The organism is Janthinobacterium sp. LPB2021202312-11-4, assembly GCF_037049705.1.
Taxonomy (GTDB): Bacteria; Pseudomonadota; Gammaproteobacteria; order Pseudomonadales; family Pseudomonadaceae; genus Aquipseudomonas.
This window is the reverse complement of sequence record NZ_JBAGKV010000016.1, coordinates 127,210-143,315: the sequence shown is the minus strand read 5'-3', so window position 1 is coordinate 143,315 and position 16,106 is coordinate 127,210. Positions and strand designations below refer to the sequence as shown.

15 protein-coding genes are annotated in these 16,106 nt (G+C 60.7%); 6 read left to right on the top strand and 9 right to left on the bottom strand.

Annotated elements, in window-relative coordinates:
- The first annotated feature begins 137 nt into the window (after window positions 1-137).
- From V5E99_RS18255 to V5E99_RS18235, 5 genes are all read left to right on the top strand, one after another.
- On the top strand, window positions 138-1,631 hold the full coding sequence (locus tag V5E99_RS18255; protein ID WP_499803687.1) for an RNA polymerase factor sigma-54: 1,494 nt from the start codon (window positions 138-140) through the stop codon (window positions 1,629-1,631).
- A gap of 73 nt (window positions 1,632-1,704) precedes the next feature.
- Window positions 1,705-2,013 carry a ribosome hibernation-promoting factor, HPF/YfiA family gene (hpf, locus tag V5E99_RS18250; RefSeq protein WP_093226719.1) on the top strand — a complete coding sequence of 103 codons (309 nt, stop codon included), beginning with the start codon at window positions 1,705-1,707 and terminating at the stop codon, window positions 2,011-2,013.
- A gap of 12 nt (window positions 2,014-2,025) precedes the next feature.
- A complete protein-coding gene (gene ptsN / locus V5E99_RS18245) occupies window positions 2,026-2,490 on the top strand; it encodes a PTS IIA-like nitrogen regulatory protein PtsN (RefSeq protein WP_149657582.1) in 465 nt (154 codons plus the stop codon).
- 2 nt (window positions 2,491-2,492) lie between these two features.
- A complete protein-coding gene (gene rapZ, locus V5E99_RS18240; RefSeq protein WP_499803686.1) occupies window positions 2,493-3,350 on the top strand; it encodes an RNase adapter RapZ in 858 nt (285 codons plus the stop codon).
- Window positions 3,351-3,365: 15 nt separating this feature from the next.
- The gene (locus V5E99_RS18235; protein WP_499803685.1) at window positions 3,366-3,641 is read left to right on the top strand and encodes an HPr family phosphocarrier protein; all 276 of its coding nucleotides are present in this window, start codon (window positions 3,366-3,368) and stop codon (window positions 3,639-3,641) included.
- Window positions 3,642-3,713: 72 nt separating this feature from the next.
- Here V5E99_RS18235 and V5E99_RS18230 read toward each other — a convergent pair whose 3' ends face one another.
- The 6 genes from V5E99_RS18230 to pmbA all read right to left on the bottom strand — a co-directional run bounded on the left by V5E99_RS18230 (window position 3,714) and on the right by pmbA (window position 9,046).
- The gene (locus V5E99_RS18230; protein ID WP_499803684.1) at window positions 3,714-4,571 is read right to left on the bottom strand and encodes a ZIP family metal transporter; all 858 of its coding nucleotides are present in this window, start codon (window positions 4,569-4,571) and stop codon (window positions 3,714-3,716) included.
- 66 nt (window positions 4,572-4,637) lie between these two features.
- Window positions 4,638-5,249: a superoxide dismutase gene (locus tag V5E99_RS18225; RefSeq protein WP_499803683.1), complete on the bottom strand. Its 612-nt coding sequence runs from the start codon at window positions 5,247-5,249 to the stop codon at window positions 4,638-4,640.
- A 2-nt stretch (window positions 5,250-5,251) separates the two neighbouring features.
- Complete coding sequence (locus V5E99_RS18220) at window positions 5,252-5,692, bottom strand: DUF2753 family protein (protein ID WP_499803682.1); 441 nt, start codon at window positions 5,690-5,692, stop codon at window positions 5,252-5,254.
- A gap of 27 nt (window positions 5,693-5,719) precedes the next feature.
- A complete protein-coding gene (locus V5E99_RS18215; RefSeq protein WP_499803681.1) occupies window positions 5,720-7,096 on the bottom strand; it encodes a class II fumarate hydratase in 1,377 nt (458 codons plus the stop codon).
- A complete protein-coding gene (locus V5E99_RS18210) occupies window positions 7,077-7,484 on the bottom strand; it encodes a hypothetical protein (RefSeq protein ID WP_499803680.1) in 408 nt (135 codons plus the stop codon). The genes V5E99_RS18215 and V5E99_RS18210 overlap by 20 nt, the downstream gene beginning before the upstream one ends.
- Before the next feature lie 215 nt (window positions 7,485-7,699).
- The gene (gene pmbA, locus V5E99_RS18205) at window positions 7,700-9,046 is read right to left on the bottom strand and encodes a metalloprotease PmbA (protein WP_499803679.1); all 1,347 of its coding nucleotides are present in this window, start codon (window positions 9,044-9,046) and stop codon (window positions 7,700-7,702) included.
- Window positions 9,047-9,154: 108 nt separating this feature from the next.
- Here pmbA and yjgA point away from each other — a divergent pair, with 108 nt between their 5' ends.
- Complete coding sequence (yjgA, locus tag V5E99_RS18200) at window positions 9,155-9,679, top strand: ribosome biogenesis factor YjgA (RefSeq protein ID WP_054049927.1); 525 nt, start codon at window positions 9,155-9,157, stop codon at window positions 9,677-9,679.
- Between the two features lie 111 nt (window positions 9,680-9,790).
- On the opposite strand, the gene tldD is transcribed toward yjgA, so the two are convergent.
- From tldD to V5E99_RS18185, 3 genes are all read right to left on the bottom strand, one after another.
- Window positions 9,791-11,233 (bottom strand): metalloprotease TldD, encoded by a 1,443-nt coding sequence (gene tldD, locus V5E99_RS18195; RefSeq protein ID WP_499803678.1) that lies wholly within the window; start codon window positions 11,231-11,233, stop codon window positions 9,791-9,793.
- 5 nt (window positions 11,234-11,238) lie between these two features.
- A complete protein-coding gene (locus tag V5E99_RS18190) occupies window positions 11,239-12,099 on the bottom strand; it encodes a carbon-nitrogen hydrolase family protein (RefSeq protein WP_499803677.1) in 861 nt (286 codons plus the stop codon).
- Between the two features lie 171 nt (window positions 12,100-12,270).
- Window positions 12,271-16,074 carry a YhdP family protein gene (locus V5E99_RS18185; RefSeq protein ID WP_499803676.1) on the bottom strand — a complete coding sequence of 1,268 codons (3,804 nt, stop codon included), beginning with the start codon at window positions 16,072-16,074 and terminating at the stop codon, window positions 12,271-12,273.
- Window positions 16,075-16,106 lie beyond the last annotated feature (32 nt).

Below are 16,106 nucleotides of genomic sequence, written 5' to 3'. Positions count from 1 at the left end.
GATAAAGCTTTTTTATTGTTACAGCGCTCTAGGCAAACGTTGCGGTTTCGGGCATATAATTTGCTTAAGTTTGGCGCTCCGGCGCCCTGTAGTGGATGGCGCATGTGCGCCGGCGAATAAGGTGTTAAGCCCCTGCCATGAAACCATCGCTAGTCTTGAGAATGGGCCAGCAGCTGACGATGACACCTCAGCTGCAACAGGCCATCCGCCTGCTCCAATTGTCGACCCTGGACCTGCAACAGGAAATCCAGGAGGCCCTGGAGTCCAATCCGATGCTCGAACGCCAGGAAGAAGGCGACGACTTCGATAACGCCGACCCCTTGGCCGACAAAGCCGAACAGCAACCCAACGCCGATGTTTCGGAACCCTCCTACCAGGAAACCGCCCCGACGGTGGATAACCTCGAGGAAGGCGACTGGAACGAGCGCATTCCCAACGAACTGCCCGTCGACACCGCATGGGAAGACGTCTACCAGACCAGCGCCAGCAGCCTGCCAAGCAACGATGACGACGAGTGGGACTTCACCACCCGCACGTCGGCCGGCGAAAGCCTGCAAAGCCATCTGCTGTGGCAATTGAACCTGGCGCCGATGTCCGACACCGATCGCCTGATCGCCGTAACCTTGATCGATTGCATCAACAATCAGGGCTACCTGGACGAAACCCTTGAGGAAATCCTCGAAGCCTTCGATCCGGAACTGGACATCGAACTGGACGAAATCGAAGCTGTCCTGCACCGCATCCAGCAATTCGAACCGGCCGGTATCGGCGCCCGCAACCTGGGCGAATGCCTGTTGCTGCAATTGCGCCAATTGCCCGCCAAGACACCTTGGCTGGCCGAGGCCAAACGCCTGGTCACCGATTACATCGACCTGCTCGGCAGCCGCGACTACAGTCAGTTGATGCGCCGCATGAAGCTCAAGGAAGATGAACTGCGCCAGGTGATTGAACTGGTCCAGAGCCTCAACCCCCGCCCAGGTTCGCAGATCGAGTCCAGTGAAGCCGAATACGTCGTCCCCGATGTGATCGTGCGCAAGGACAACGAGCGCTGGCTGGTCGAGCTGAATCAGGAATCAGTACCGAAGCTGCGGGTCAACGCCCAGTACGCCGGTTTCGTGCGCCGCGCCGACACCAGCGCCGACAACACCTTCATGCGTAACCAGTTGCAGGAAGCCCGCTGGTTCATCAAGAGCCTGCAAAGCCGCAACGAAACCCTGATGAAAGTGGCCACCCAGATCGTCGAACACCAGCGCGGCTTTCTGGAGTACGGCGACGAAGCGATGAAACCGCTGGTCCTGCATGACATCGCCGAAGCGGTGGGCATGCATGAGTCGACGATTTCACGGGTAACCACGCAAAAATTCATGCATACCCCACGGGGCATATATGAACTGAAATACTTTTTCTCCAGCCATGTCAGCACCTCTGAAGGCGGCGAATGCTCGTCCACGGCGATCCGCGCGATCATCAAAAAACTGGTTGCGGCGGAAAATCAGAAAAAGCCGTTGAGTGACAGCAAGATCGCTGGTTTACTGGAGGCACAAGGCATTCAGGTGGCTCGCCGCACCGTCGCCAAGTACCGCGAGTCCTTAGGGATCGCGCCTTCGAGCGAACGCAAGCGGTTGATGTAAGCCACGCCACAGCGTTCCAGTGGCAGGTACCTTTACCTGCCGCTTTATGCACTGGCAACGAAGGAGAAGCTGTATGCAAGTCAACATCAGTGGACACCAACTGGAAGTGACCGAACCCCTGCGCACCTACATCGGCGAAAAACTCGACCGATTAGAGAGGCATTTCGACAAGATCACCAACGTGCAAGTCACGATGACCGTCGAGAAGCTGCTGCAGAAAATCGAAGCCACGCTGCATATTCCCGGCGGAGAAGTGGTCGCCAATGCCGAGCATAACGACATGTATGCCGCCATTGACCTACTGACCGACAAGCTGGATCGCCAACTTAAAAAGCATAAGGAAAAGACCCAGAGCCTCCTCCAGGGCGCAACCGGTCGTTAACACTCCCAACCCATGATCCGACTTGAAAACATCCTGACCCCCGGCCGTTCTTTAGTGAACGTGCCGGGCGGCAGTAAAAAGAAAGCCCTCGAACAAATTGCCAACCTGATCGCCCGGGAAGTCCCGGATCTGGAGATGCAAGATGTCTTCGAGGCTCTGATTGCCCGTGAAAAACTTGGCTCCACCGGTTTTGGCAACGGCATCGCCATTCCCCACTGTCGCCTCAAAGGTTGCACCTCGCCCATCAGCGCCCTGATGCACCTTGATGCCCCTATCGATTTCGACGCCATCGACGGCGCCCCGGTTGACCTGCTGTTTGTCCTGCTCGTCCCGGAAGCGGCCACCGATGCGCACCTTGAGCTGCTGCGCCAGATCGCCAGCATGCTGGATCGCAAGGAAGTACGCGAAAAACTGCGCAGTGCCCCGAGCAACGAAGCCTTGTATCAGGTCGTCCTGAGCGAGCAAAACGGTCACTAATCATGCGCCTGATCATCGTCAGTGGCCGTTCCGGCTCAGGTAAAAGTACCGCGCTCGATGTGCTCGAGGACAACGGCTACTACTGCATCGACAACCTGCCCGCCGGCCTGCTGCCGGAGCTGGCCGAACGCGCGCTGATTCATACCGAACTGGCACAGCCGCTGGTCGCCGTGTCCATCGACGCGCGCAACCTGCCCAGCCACTTGTCACGATTTCCTGAATTGCTGGAAGAAGTCCGCAGCCGGCATATCCAGTGCGATGTGCTGTACCTGGACGCCGACGAAGAAACCCTGCTCAAGCGTTTTTCCGAAACCCGTCGTCGTCACCCGTTGAGCAACGCCAATCGCTCACTGGCCGAGGCGATCGAAGACGAGACCCAATTGCTGGGGCCGATCGCGGATTTGGCCGACCTGAAGATCAACACCACCAACCTGAACCTGTATCAGTTGCGCGATACCATCAAGCTGCGGCTGCTGAATCAGCCCGAGCCCGGTACGGCGTTCCTGATCGAGTCGTTCGGGTTCAAGCGCGGCATGCCCGTGGATGCCGATGTAGTGTTCGACGTGCGCTGCCTGCCCAATCCTTACTGGAAGCCGGAGCTACGCGCACAGTCAGGGCTTGATCTGCCCGTGGCCGAGTACCTGGCGGCGCAGCCGGACGTCGAAGATATGTTCCAGGACATTTACACGTACCTGTTCAAGTGGTTGCCGCGCTTTGCCGCCAGCAACCGCGCCTACGTCACCGTTGCCATTGGCTGCACCGGCGGGCATCACCGCTCCGTCTACCTGACCGAACGTCTGGGCCAGGCCCTGCAACAATCCCTGAAGAACGTCCAGGTCCGCCACCGCGACCTCAGCTAAAGGATTCACACCGCGATGCCTGCTCTGGAAATTGAAATCATCAACAAACTGGGCCTGCATGCCCGTGCTTCCGCGAAATTCGTTGGCGTGGCCGGCGAGTTCAAGGATTGCACGATCCGGGTCGGACGTACGCCCGAGTCGATGGTTGACGGAAAAAGCATCATGGCGATGATGATGCTGGCTGCCGGCAAAGGGACCATCATCCACCTGAGCACCGAGGGTCAGCAGGCAGACGAAGCCTTGCAGGCATTGGTGAACCTGATCAACGACTACTTCGGCGAGGGCGGTTAAAAAAATCAAAAGATCACAGCCTTCGGCAGCTCCTGCGCCGACCCTGTAGGAGCGGCCAAAGGCTGCGATCTTTTATGCCAGTGCCGTGTCCATCACCATCATCAAACAAAACCCGATCAGCAACCCCAGGCTGGCCAGTTTGTCGTGACCATTGCGTCGCGACTCGGGTATGACCTCATGGGTCACCACCAGCAGCATTGCCCCGGCCGCCAGCGCCAGCCCCAACGGCAACAGCAGTTCCGCCAGGCTCACCAGCCACGCACACAACAGTGCGAAAACCGGTTCAACCAAACCTGACGCCGCACCGATCAGGAACGCCTTGACCCGCGACATCCCTGCCCCGGCCAACACCAACGCAATCACCAGCCCCTCGGGCACATCCTGCAAAGCGATGCCCATGGCCAGACTGTCCGCGTCGGGCATGCCGCCACCGGCCGAAACCCCGACCGCCATGCCTTCGGGAATGTTGTGGGCAATGATGGCGAACACGAACAACCAGATGCGCGGCGGGATCACCGGGCGTTGCAAGGTGCCGACGAGCATTTCCGGACTGGCGCCGGAGACCTTGCGATCCACCAGAAACAACCCGAATGCGCCGAGCAGGATGCCGAAGCTGATCAAGCCGCTGGCCGCCCAGGGTGTCAGCCCCAGGCTTTCGGCGGCGGCAATACCAGGGACGATCAACGAAAACGCCGTCGCCGCGAGCATCACCCCGGCGCCAAACCCGAGCAAGGTGTCACTGACCGCCAGCGGCATACGCCGAATCACCAGCACCGGTACCGCGCCCAACGCCGTACCCAAGGCGCAAATCGCCCCTCCTTGCAGGGCACGCAGCAACTTGGGCTCAAGGTCGAGCCACGCCAATCCCTGGGCCACCAACAACGTCATACCCGCCAGCAATAACAGCGATCCCAGTGCGTAACGAAACATTCGCCCGCTACCGATCGCCAGTGTTTCAGTGCCCATAGTCGGCCTTGGATTCTTGTTATAGATGACTTAAACCAGCGCAGCCTGATAGCGCGCAGCGACTTCGGGCCAATTGATCACGTTGTAGAACGCGTTGATGTATTCCGGGCGACGGTTCTGATAACGCAGGTAATAGGCGTGCTCCCAAACGTCGAGGCCGAGAATCGGGGTGTTGCCGTTCATCAGCGGACTGTCCTGGTTGCCGCTGCTTTCAACCACCAGAGTCTTTTGCGGCGTAACGCTCAGCCAGGCCCAGCCACTGCCGAAACGGGTTAGCGCGGCTTTGGTGAAGGCGTCCTTGAAACTGTCCAGACCGCCCAGTTGTTCGTCGATTGCCTTGGCCAGCGCACCGTCAGGCTCGCCGCCGGCGTTGGGCGCCATGACTTCCCAGAACAGCGAATGGTTAGCGTGACCGCCGCCCTGATTGATCACGGCGGCGCGCAGTTTTTCCGGCAGTTGCTGGACGCTGGCCACCAGTTTTTCTACCGACCAGTCGGCAAACTCGGTGCCTTCGACCGCAGCATTGAGGTTGTTGATGTAGGTCTGGTGGTGCTTGGTGTAGTGGATTTCCATGGTTTGCGCATCGATGTGCGGTTCCAGGGCGTCGTAGGCGTACGGCAAGGCAGGCAAGGTAAAAGCCATGTTCAATGGACTCCATGTTGATAGGGGGCGGGCTGATGCCGGGGCGACGCAGCATCCATATGCAGCAAACGATGGGTACGTGGGTATTCGCCGTGTTCACTGATGAAATTCAGCAGCTCGACGTAGGTTTTGCTGCTCTGGCGCAACGCGGCTTTGCGCAGGGCCGGGGCCAGGCGCTCGTCCTGCATGGTCTGCAATAAACGCTGGTGGATGGCGCACAGGTATTCGGCGCTCTCCTCCGGCTGGTTCAGGCGCAAGTGCAAATCCGCCAGGTTGTGGTGGGAAATAACGCAAGCAGCCACCGCTTCGTCGGCATCCGCCCAGCGCTCGAACAACACCTGGGCCAGCGCCAGCGCCTGCAAGTAAGCCTCGCGGGCATCGACGAATTCGCCCTGCATGAAACAGCGATTAGCCCTTTCGATCGTGCGTTTCCAGTGCTCCATGATGAGCCTCCAAAGCGGTAGCGGTGATTACACGCCGCCTGCAGTGAGCTTTTCTGGATTGAGTAACTCTTCCAGTTGGCTGCGTGACAGATCGGTGTGTTCCAGGGCGACATCAATCACCGGACGGCCCTGCTGATACGCCTTCTTGGCGATTTCCGCGGCTTTTTGGTAACCAATGATCGGGTTGAGTGCTGTAACCAGAATCGGGTTGCGCGACAGCGCTTCCTTGAGCCTGGCTTCGTTGACCTTGAAGCTGGCGATGGCCTTGTCACCCAGCAGACGGCTGGAGTTGGCCAGCAACTCGATGCTGCTCAGCAGGTTCTGGGCGATGATCGGCAGCATCACGTTCAATTCGAAGTTGCCCGACTGACCGGCGATGGTGATCACCGTGTCGTTGCCGATCACCTGAGCGGCGACCATCGCGGTGGCTTCCGGGATCACCGGGTTGACCTTGCCGGGCATGATCGATGAGCCCGGTTGCAGGGCTTCGAGCTCGATTTCGCCGAGGCCGGCCAACGGGCCGGAGTTCATCCAGCGCAGGTCGTTGGCGATTTTCATCAGCGACACGGCGGTGGCCTTGAGCTGGCCGGAGACCGCGACCGCCGTGTCCTGGGAACCGATTAGCGCGAACAGATCCTTGCCCGGTTTGAACTGAACGTGGGTCAGTTCGCTGAGTTGCTGGCTGAAACGCGCCGCAAACTGCGGATGCGCATTGATGCCAGTGCCCACCGCCGTGCCGCCCTGCGCCAGGGATTGCAGGCTCGGCAACAGATCCTGCAAATGGCCAATGTTGGCCTTGAGCTGTTGCGCCCAGCCGTTAAGCACCTGGCTCATGCGTACCGGCATTGCGTCCATCAAGTGCGTGCGGCCGGTTTTGACGTGGTGGTGAACCTGCTCGGCCTTGCGCTCGATCACCTGCACCAGATGCACCAGCGCCGGCAGCAATTGCTCGTGCAACGCCAGTGCGGCGCTGACGTGGATGGTGGTCGGGATGATGTCGTTGCTGCTTTGGCCGCAATTGACGTGATCGTTGGGGTTCACCGGCTCGCCGAGCAAGCGGCTGGCCAGGGTAGCGATTACTTCGTTGGCGTTCATATTCGAACTGGTGCCGGAACCGGTCTGGAAGATATCCACCGGGAAGTGCTGCATGAAATCGCCTTCGAGCAAGCCTTGCGCCGCATCGACGATGGCTTTGCCCTGGGATTCGCTGATCTGCTTGAGTTCGACGTTGGCCCGGGCCGCAGCGGCTTTGGCCAGGATCAACGCGCGGATGAACTGCACCGGCATAGGTTTGCCGCTGATCGGGAAGTTATCCACGGCGCGCTGGGTTTGCGCGCCATAGAGAGCGTTTTCCGGGACTTGCAGCTCGCCCATGCTGTCGCGCTCAATACGTGTCTTGGTCATCACTGAATCCTTGCACCAGTTCTATAAGAGGAATCGAAGGCTGCAACTCGCAGGTCGCCAGTTGCCAGGTGTAGCTCTGCCAGCGTTTGAGGCGGCATTTGCACAGAGAGAGACGTTCCAGTTCCCGCAAGGGGCGCCAGGCCTGGTCCAGGCAGTAAGTGCGCCAATGCCAGGGCAGCGCGACATCGGCAGCGGTGTCGAGCAGTAAGCGGAAGGAGGTTTCGGCGATGGTCCAGGGAGAGGTTGCCGTGCAACAGGCCAGATACCGGCCTTCGGCCAGGTAATGTTCGATCAGGCGCGGTTCGTCGGGGTCCATCGCGCAGCGGATCTGGCGACTCATCCAGCGCCAGTTTTCGAGGTACGGCTGCTCGTGCAAGGCAGAACTCATAATCCGGGCTCATTCGGTAATGAGATTTATTATTAGATGATAATGAGAACCAAAACAACCCCGAGGACAAAGATCAAAAGATCGCAGCCTTCGGCAGCTCCTACAGGGAACCTCTGTGATTTTTGTAGGAGCTGCCGAAGGCTGCGATCTTTTGATCTTAAAAAAAAAGGCGCGCCACCCAATGGGTGGCGCGCCTTTTTGTGTAACCGATCGGGTTAGCTACCCGCGACGGTCATCCGCTCGATCAACACCGAACCGGTGCGAATGTTGCTGCGCAGCTCCAGGTCATTCCCTACGGCCACGATCTGCTTGAACATGTCGCGCATGTTGCCGGCGATGGTCACTTCCTGGACCGCGAACTGGATTTCTCCGTTCTCGACCCAAAAACCCGCCGCGCCCCGGGAGTAATCGCCGGTGACCATGTTCAGGCCATGGCCCATCAGTTCGGTGACTAGCAAACCACGGCCCATGCGACGCAACAGCGCAGCCTGGTCTTCGTCGCCATGGGTGACGAACAAGTTGTGCACGCCGCCCGCGTTGGCGGTACTCGGCATGCCCAGTTTGCGACCGGAGTACGTGCCAAGGATGTAGGACACCAACACGCCATTTTCGACGAACGGTTTGGCATAGGTTGCCAGGCCATCACCGTCGAACGCCGAACTGCCCATCGCCTGCATCAAGTGTGGACGCTCATCGAGGGTCAGCCATTCCGGGAACAGTTTCTGCCCCAACGTGCCTTCGAGGAACGACGATTTGCGGTACAGGCTGCCACCGGACACCGCCGACAGGAAACTGCCGAACAAACCACCGGCCAGTTCCGCCGAAAACAGCACCGGCACTTCACAGGTCGGCACCGGACGCGCGCCCAGACGGCTCGCCGCCCGTTGCGCGGCGCGCTGGCCGATGCTGACCGGGTCGGCCAGCAAGTTGCCCTGACGGTTCACGTCGTACCAGTAATCGCGCTGCATCTGGCCTTCGGCCTCGGCGATCATCACGCAACTCAGGCTGTGCCGGGTCGAGGCATAGCCGCCGATAAAGCCGTGGCTGTTGCCGTAGACGCGGCAGCCCTGGTGGGTGCTGAGGGTGGTGCCGTCGGCGTTCTTGATCCGGCTGTCGGTAGCAAACGCCGCCGCTTCACAGGTCAGGGCCATTTCGATGGCTTGTTCGGGCGTGATGTCCCATTGGTGGAACAGGTCGAAATCGTGCAGGTCCTTGGCCATCAGCGCGGCATCGGCCAGGCCCGAGGCTTCGTCTTCGGAGGTGTGCTTGGCGATGGCCAGTGCAGCGGCGACGGTTTCGCGAATCGCGTCAGGACCGCTGGCCGAGGTGCTGGCCGAGCCTTTGCGCTGGCCAACGTACAAGGTGATGCCAAAGCCCTGGTCGCGGTTGAATTCGACGGTTTCAACTTCCCGCTGACGCACCGACGTGGACAGGCCCTGCTCCAGCGATACCGCGACTTCACAGGCACTGGCGCCCTGGCGCTTGGCTTCAGCGATGATCTGCTCGACTTGCTCTTGCAGTGCCGGCAACGCTTGTGGGCCGACGCTTTCAACTGCACTCATGCTGTTCTCCACTCAAATTCTGCTTTCGGCTAGGGCCTTCGAGCGACCGGGCCGGACAAGCGGCCCCCGACTGGTTATCATGGCGGCGTTTCTTTGCGGACGGCCACCATGGTTGATTCTTACGACGACTCCCTCGATACGGGAGAAAAAAGCAAATCCCAGGTTAAACGAGAGCTGCATGCTCTGGTTGACCTCGGCGAACGCCTTACAACGCTCAAGCCTGACTTGCTGGCAAAACTGCCGTTGACCGACGCTATGCGCCGGGCCCTGGCCGATGCGCCCAAGCACACCGCGAATATCGCGCGTAAACGGCACCTTATGTTCATCGGCAAACTGATGCGTGATCAGGACACTGACGCCATTCTCATGTTGCTCGATCAACTCGATGCCTCCACCCGGCAGTACAACGAACGTTTCCACGGCCTGGAACGCTGGCGCGATCGTTTGATCGCGGGCGATGACGCGGTCCTGGAGAAGTTCGTGCTCGACTACCCGGAGGCTGACCGTCAACAGTTGCGCTCCCTGATCCGTCAGGCCCAGCACGAACTGGCGACCAACAAGCCACCGGCATCGAGCCGTAAAATCTTCAAGTACATCCGTGAGCTGGACGAGACTCAACGCGGTCTGCGTTAAGTTATCGCGGCCCCTGTAGGAGCTGCCGCAGGCTGCGATCTTTTGACGTTGGTTTTGCAAAATCAAAATCAGGATCAAAAGATCGCAGCCTTCGGCAGCTCCTACATCTCCTTACGACCCTGTGCCACCCACAGTGATCGCATCGATTTTCAGCGTTGGCTGGCCGACACCCACCGGCACCGACTGCCCATCCTTCCCGCACGTCCCCACGCCGCTGTCCAGCGCCAGGTCGTTACCGACCATCGACACCTTGCTCATGGCTTCCGGCCCGTTGCCGATCAACGTCGCGCCTTTGACCGGGGCGGTAATCTTGCCGTCTTCGATCAGGTACGCCTCGCTGGTGGAGAACACGAATTTGCCGCTGGTGATGTCCACCTGGCCGCCGCCGAGGTTCGCGCAGTAGATGCCGCGTTTCACCGAAGCAATGATTTCTGCCGGATCGCTTTCGCCCGCCAGCATGTAGGTGTTGGTCATGCGCGGCATCGGCAGGTGCGCGTAGGACTCGCGACGACCGTTGCCGGTGCGGGCGACGCCCATCAGCCGTGCGTTGAGCTTGTCCTGCATATAACCCTTGAGTACGCCGTTTTCGATCAGCGTGGTGCACTCGGTCGGGGTGCCTTCGTCATCGACGCTCAGCGAACCACGACGCCCGGCCAGGGTGCCGTCATCGACGATGGTGCAGAGCTTGGACGCCACCATCTCGCCCATGCGCCCGCTGTAGGCCGAACTGCCCTTGCGGTTGAAGTCGCCTTCCAGGCCATGGCCGACCGCTTCGTGCAGCAGCACGCCGGACCAGCCCGAACCCAACACCACCGGCAACGTACCGGCCGGCGCCGGAATCGCTTCCAGGTTCACCAGTGCCTGACGCAACGCTTCACGGGCGTAACCCATGGCGCGGTCCTCGCCGAGGAAATAACGGTAATCGGTACGACCACCGCCGCCATGCCCACCGCGCTCGCGGCGACCATTCTGTTCAACGATCACGCTGACGTTGAAACGCACCAATGGCCGCACGTCCGCCGCCAGGCTGCCGTCGGTGGAGGCAACCAGAATGCGTTCCCACACCCCGGCCATGCTCACGGTGACTTGCTGGATACGCGGGTCGAGGGCACGGGTCGCGACGTCGATGCGCTTGAGCAGGTCGACTTTCTCGGCGCGGGTCATCACCTCCAGCGGGTTGTCCGGCCCGTACAACTGGGCGACGTCCTGGGTGGTGAACGCTTGCACCGTGCCGTTCTGCCCGGCGCGGGAGATCGAACGCGCCGCACGGGCCGCCGCGCCCAACGCTTCGAGGGTGATGGCATTGCTGTAGGCAAAACCGGTTTTCTCACCCGATTGCGCCCGCACACCGACGCCCTGGTCGAGGTTGAAGCTGCCTTCCTTGACGATCCCGTCTTCCAGCGCCCAGGACTCGGAAATCTGGCCCTGGAAATACAAATCGGCTGCATCGATGCCCGGGCCGGCCAGATCGCCGAGCACACTTTGCAGGCTCTCGATGGTCACGCCGCCGGGCGCTAACAGGTGATCACTGACTGAGGACAACAACTCGCTCATAGGTTTTACGCCTTAAATTCACGTTCTGAAGCAGGTCGCTGGGCGCCCTGCGAGAAAAAGCGCCGGTGACTGGACACCGGCATCCGCGCCCTGATGGACGCCTGTTCGCTGCTATCGCGTTCGGCCAGCAGCACGGCCTCGCCTTGATCCTGTTGCGCCAGCACGCGACCCCACGGGTCAACGATGGCGGCATGTCCGTAAGTTTCTCGCGGCCCCGGATGGGTGCCACCCTGGGCGGCCGCGAGGATGTAACACTGGGTTTCGATGGCCCGTGCACGGATCAGCACATCCCAGTGGGCCGCACCGGTCACGGCGGTAAAGGCCGACGGCGCGGTGATCAGCTCGGCACCGGCCAGCCGCAATTCGCTGTAGAGCTCCGGGAAACGCAGGTCATAACACACGGTCAGGCCGACTCGACCGACGGGCGTATCCGCCACCACGACGCCACTGCCATAAGCATAGTCATCGGATTCGCGGTAACGCCCGCGATTGTCCGCCACATCGACGTCGAACAGGTGCAGCTTGTCATACCGTGCAACGGTTTCGCCGTGGTCATTCACCAGCAGCGAACAGGCGTGCACCTTCGCCGTCGGCTGATCCACCGGCGGCAACGGCAACGTGCCGGCGACAATCCATAACTTGAGGGCGCGGGCGGTCTGTTTCAACCACGGCAGGATCGGGCCGTCGCCCAACGCCTCGGCACGACCGATGTCAGCGATGTCCCGACGGCCCATGGCCGCGAAGTTTTCCGGCAACACCGCCAGACGAGCTCCAGCATTTGCCGCTTGCTCAAGCAGGCGACGGGCCTGGGCCAGATTGGCCAGCACATCGCTCTGGCTGACCATTTGAATCACCGCTACAGACATGGCCTTTCCCTTATCTGGAATCAACACATACCCGTAGGAGCTGCCGCAGGCTGCGATCTTTTGATCTTGAAAAAAACAAGATCAAAAGATCGCAGCCTTCGGCAGCTCCTACAGGGGGCTTACGGCCATGCTACTCCATCGGTTTGGAGAGAGGCTTTTGAAAATAAAGCGTCAAAAAGGCTTGTCCAGGGTGATCTTCGGCTCTTTCCACGGACCTTTGACGGTGTATTTGACGCTGGCGAAACGCGCCACACGGTCGCCGATCAGTTTGTCGATCAGGAACAACGCCCCGCCAATCGCCGGCGCGCCGACAATCAGCGCGGCAATCGGCAGGTTGTTGGTCAGCGGCAACGTCACCAGCAACTTGGCGTCCACCTGATCACCGACCAGGTCCAGCGTGCCATTGAGTTCAAGGTTGCTCGACGGCCCCGTCATCAGGATCGGTTCACGAGTGACGTAAACCCCGTTGCTGGCCACCAACAGACCTTTGACCCGGTCGTAGCTCAGGCCTTTGCCGAACAGGTCGGAGAAGTCCAGGCGCAGACGCCGGCCGATGGAGTTGAAGTTGAGCAAGCCGAACACTCGCAACGCCTGGGCACTGCCCTCGACTTCGACGAACTGACCTTTATTGAGTGACGCATCGAGGCTGCCGGAGAAACGCTTGGTGGCCAGCCACGCTGGCGAACCCGGCCAGCGGCCATCGACATCCATATGGAATTCTTCACTGGTCACGCTCGGCGCAAAGCCCCAGCCCTTGAGCACATCAGCCAGGTTCTTGCCGCTGATCCGGCCCTTGTACCAACTGCTGGTGGCGCCCGGCGTGCCTTCCCAGCCGCCGTTGCCCTGCAACAGAATGCCCTTGAGGCCCATGTCCAGGGTATTGAGCGTGATGCCTTTGGCGGTCGGGCGGACTTTCAGCGACCAGGCACCCACCAGGTCATTGCCCTGGAACAGTTGATTGATGGTGATATCCAGCGCCGGGATTTTCGTCGGGTCCACGGAGACCAGCGGGTCCGGCGAGTTTTCGTCGGCCAGTACCGTCGGATCGGGCGCCGGCAGCTTCACGTACTGCAGGTTGATCGCAATCGGCGCGGCTTTCGCATCCGCAATACTGACGCTGCCCTTGGCCTGCTGACTGTCGAGCTGCAAGGCCCAGACCGAGGGTTTGCGGGTCAATTGCACCGAAGCCTGATCGAGGGTCGTGCCAAAACCGCTGAGTTTGCCGACCTTGAAGTCCGCGCCGCTGAGCAACTGCTTGGCGCTGCCCCCCGGGTCCTGGCCAGCGTACTTGTCCACCAGGTCCTTCCAAGGGCCGACATCCAGTTCCGACAGCACACCGCTGACCCGCAGGCCTTTGGAGGCCGGCAGCACGGCATCGCCGCTGCCGAGGAACAATTCACCGCGACCGTCGGCGAAATTGCCCGGCGGTGCGGCGAAGGTGAAGTTCGCCAGTTCACCGTAAGTGACCCAATAACGCCGCTCCTGGCCTTGCAGGGTCATGCGGAACACCGTGTCGCGGCCCACGTCGGCGGCCATGCCGAACGGTGCCGGCAAATCGACGGCGACGCCTTTGAGGTTGGAACTGACCATCAACTGGCTGTCGGCGCCATTGAGGTTCAGTTGCAGTTGATACGGCACCACGCCAGACACCGGCAACGGCTGGGTCACGTTGAGCCAGTCGGTGAGCTTCTTGACCTCAACCTGACCGCTCGCGCTGACCCGGGTATTGAGCTTGCCCGGGCTGCCATCGGCGAAAATCTGCGCGCTCACCGGTTTATCGAAGGCGCGGGCGCTGATGTTCTGACCGCTCAGGCCTTTGCTGCTGTCGAAACGGAAATCGCCTTTGAGCTGAGTCAGTTCCAGGGTCGGTTCGGCCAGTTTCAGCCGGGCCTTGGCGGTCTTGAAATCCACCAGAATCTTCGGCAACTCGCCTTTGGCCAAAGGAATATCCAGTTTCAGCTTGCCCTGCAGGTCACCCTCGCCTTCCCAACCGGCGAAGGTGTCAGCGGTGCCGATCGGGGCTTGCTGCAGAATCTTCAGGCCATCGCCCAACCCGCCGGCAAACCCGCCGTCGAGGAACAGGTGGACGTTCTGCCCGGCCGGCGCGTGGGGAATATTGACGTAGATGTCGCTGACTTGCGTGTCGAGCAACTGCCCCTTGCTGGCCAGGATGCGCACGCCGCTGTCTTCGATAAACACATCGCCGCTGACCTTACTGACGTGCGGCCAGCCTGGCTGGAACGCCAGTTCGGTGTCATGCACCTTAAAGAACAGGCTGATGCTGCGCGCGGTGTCTTCGGCGCCATGGTTCAGCGAACCCTGGTACTGGAAGAAGCCCTGGTCCACCGCGCCTTTGAGAATCGCCGTACGCAACCATTCGTCCAGCGCCGGACTGAGGACTTGTGGCAGGTACTTGGCGGTGTATTTACCGTCGCCATCCACCAGCCCGACCCGCAGGTCCATGTAGTCTTCCTGGGTGTGGTCGAAATGCAGGCGGATCAGGAAGTCGCCGGCAATCTTGCCCTCTTCGCCCAGCACTTTCAGGTACGGCGCGATCAGGGTGAAGCCTTCTTGATCAAGCTTCCAGGTCAGCCGGGCATTGGCCTGGAGGTACTGCCATGGCTTGGCGAATATCGGGTCCAGGTGCAGGGAAAAATCCTTGCTGTCCATGCGCAGCTCGCCGTGACCGAGGTCGCCGCTGATACTGCCGCTGACATTTCGTGCCGCCGGCGCGCCGTGATAGGCGTCGAAGCCGACCCGTTCCAGGTTGGCGGCAAAACTGAACTTGGTGTCGTCGGTGGCATTGGGCCGCAAGTCGACCAGCACGTTGCGTAAGGCGCCGGTGACCTTAAGCTTGTCGACCGCGGTGGCAACCCCTTCAGGCAAGGGTCCCAGCGCATTGATCAGCGGCGTGAGCGGGGTCAGGTCCAGGCGATCGGCTTGCAGGTGCCAGAGTTCTTCGGTCTTGTCCGTGGCTTCGGTTTGTTTGAGTTGCAGATGGGTTTCCCAGCGCGTGTCACCCAGGTTCATGGCCAGGGAATCAAGGGTCACCAGGGCGCCTTGCGCGCTGCGCTGGAAGTAACCGTTAAGCGCCAGGTTGTGGATCTCGATCGGTTTGCGCTCGGCGTACGCGCCTTTGAGTTGCGGCGCGTTGAGACGAATCGCGGCGCTTTGCACAGCACCCTCGCCCCAATTCAGCCAGAGCTCGCCGCCAGCCTTGATCTCTGAGAAATTCCATTGCCGGGTCAGGCGCCCGGGCAACCATTTCGACCAGTCGCTTTGCGGCAGGCTCAGGTACGCCTCGGCCTGGCCGTCCTTCCAGGCGTTGGCGCGAATGCGGGTACGCAGGCTCATGGCCACGGGCTGACCATCGGGCAGGGTCAGGCGCGCGTAGAGTCGTTGGCGGGTAGCGCCGGTTTTCAGGTTCAGGCCGACGTAAGTCAGCGTCATCGGCGCATGATCCAGCGGCTGCAAGGTGACCTGGCTGTCGAGTACCGACAGTTGCTCAACCATTTGCATGTTGTTGAGCAGTTGCTCCGGGTCCATCGGCTGGTCTTGCCGAACCGGCAGACCTTCCAGCGCCCATTGGCCGTCCGCGCCTTCCTTGAGGCTGATCTTCAGGCCATTGAGCTCCAGATGAGCAATGCGCACTTGCCGGGCCAGCAGGCTGGCCCAGAGGTCTGGCACGGCACGCACGTTGTCCAGACGCAGGGCATTGGTGCCCGCGCCGACCGTCACGTCGTGGGCCAGCAGAATCGGCGCAAAACCGCTCCAACTGCCTTCGAGCCTGCCGATTTGCAGGGGCATGCCCAGGGCGTCACTGGCCTTGGTCTCGATGTCGGCGCGGTATTCGGCCACCAGCGGCGCCAGTTCACGGCCGAGGCTGACGTACAAGGCCATCAGCACCAGAACCAACGCACACAGGCCCAAGCCCCAGCGGGTCAGTGCAGCCAAAAGGCGTGTCAGACGGTCCATGTCAGTTGGCTCCCATGGCAAAAATACTGCAT

Coding starts and splice junctions, on each gene's coding strand:
- V5E99_RS18255 (WP_499803687.1), top strand. CDS start 138: ATGAAACCATCGCTAGTCTTGAGAATGGGCCAGCAGCTGACGATGACA.
- hpf (WP_093226719.1), top strand. CDS start 1,705: ATGCAAGTCAACATCAGTGGACACCAACTGGAAGTGACCGAACCCCTG.
- ptsN (WP_149657582.1), top strand. CDS start 2,026: ATGATCCGACTTGAAAACATCCTGACCCCCGGCCGTTCTTTAGTGAAC.
- rapZ (WP_499803686.1), top strand. CDS start 2,493: ATGCGCCTGATCATCGTCAGTGGCCGTTCCGGCTCAGGTAAAAGTACC.
- V5E99_RS18235 (WP_499803685.1), top strand. CDS start 3,366: ATGCCTGCTCTGGAAATTGAAATCATCAACAAACTGGGCCTGCATGCC.
- V5E99_RS18230 (WP_499803684.1), bottom strand. CDS start 4,571: ATGTTTCGTTACGCACTGGGATCGCTGTTATTGCTGGCGGGTATGACG.
- V5E99_RS18225 (WP_499803683.1), bottom strand. CDS start 5,249: ATGGCTTTTACCTTGCCTGCCTTGCCGTACGCCTACGACGCCCTGGAA.
- V5E99_RS18220 (WP_499803682.1), bottom strand. CDS start 5,692: ATGGAGCACTGGAAACGCACGATCGAAAGGGCTAATCGCTGTTTCATG.
- V5E99_RS18215 (WP_499803681.1), bottom strand. CDS start 7,096: ATGACCAAGACACGTATTGAGCGCGACAGCATGGGCGAGCTGCAAGTC.
- V5E99_RS18210 (WP_499803680.1), bottom strand. CDS start 7,484: ATGAGTTCTGCCTTGCACGAGCAGCCGTACCTCGAAAACTGGCGCTGG.
- pmbA (WP_499803679.1), bottom strand. CDS start 9,046: ATGAGTGCAGTTGAAAGCGTCGGCCCACAAGCGTTGCCGGCACTGCAA.
- yjgA (WP_054049927.1), top strand. CDS start 9,155: ATGGTTGATTCTTACGACGACTCCCTCGATACGGGAGAAAAAAGCAAA.
- tldD (WP_499803678.1), bottom strand. CDS start 11,233: ATGAGCGAGTTGTTGTCCTCAGTCAGTGATCACCTGTTAGCGCCCGGC.
- V5E99_RS18190 (WP_499803677.1), bottom strand. CDS start 12,099: ATGTCTGTAGCGGTGATTCAAATGGTCAGCCAGAGCGATGTGCTGGCC.
- V5E99_RS18185 (WP_499803676.1), bottom strand. CDS start 16,074: ATGGACCGTCTGACACGCCTTTTGGCTGCACTGACCCGCTGGGGCTTG.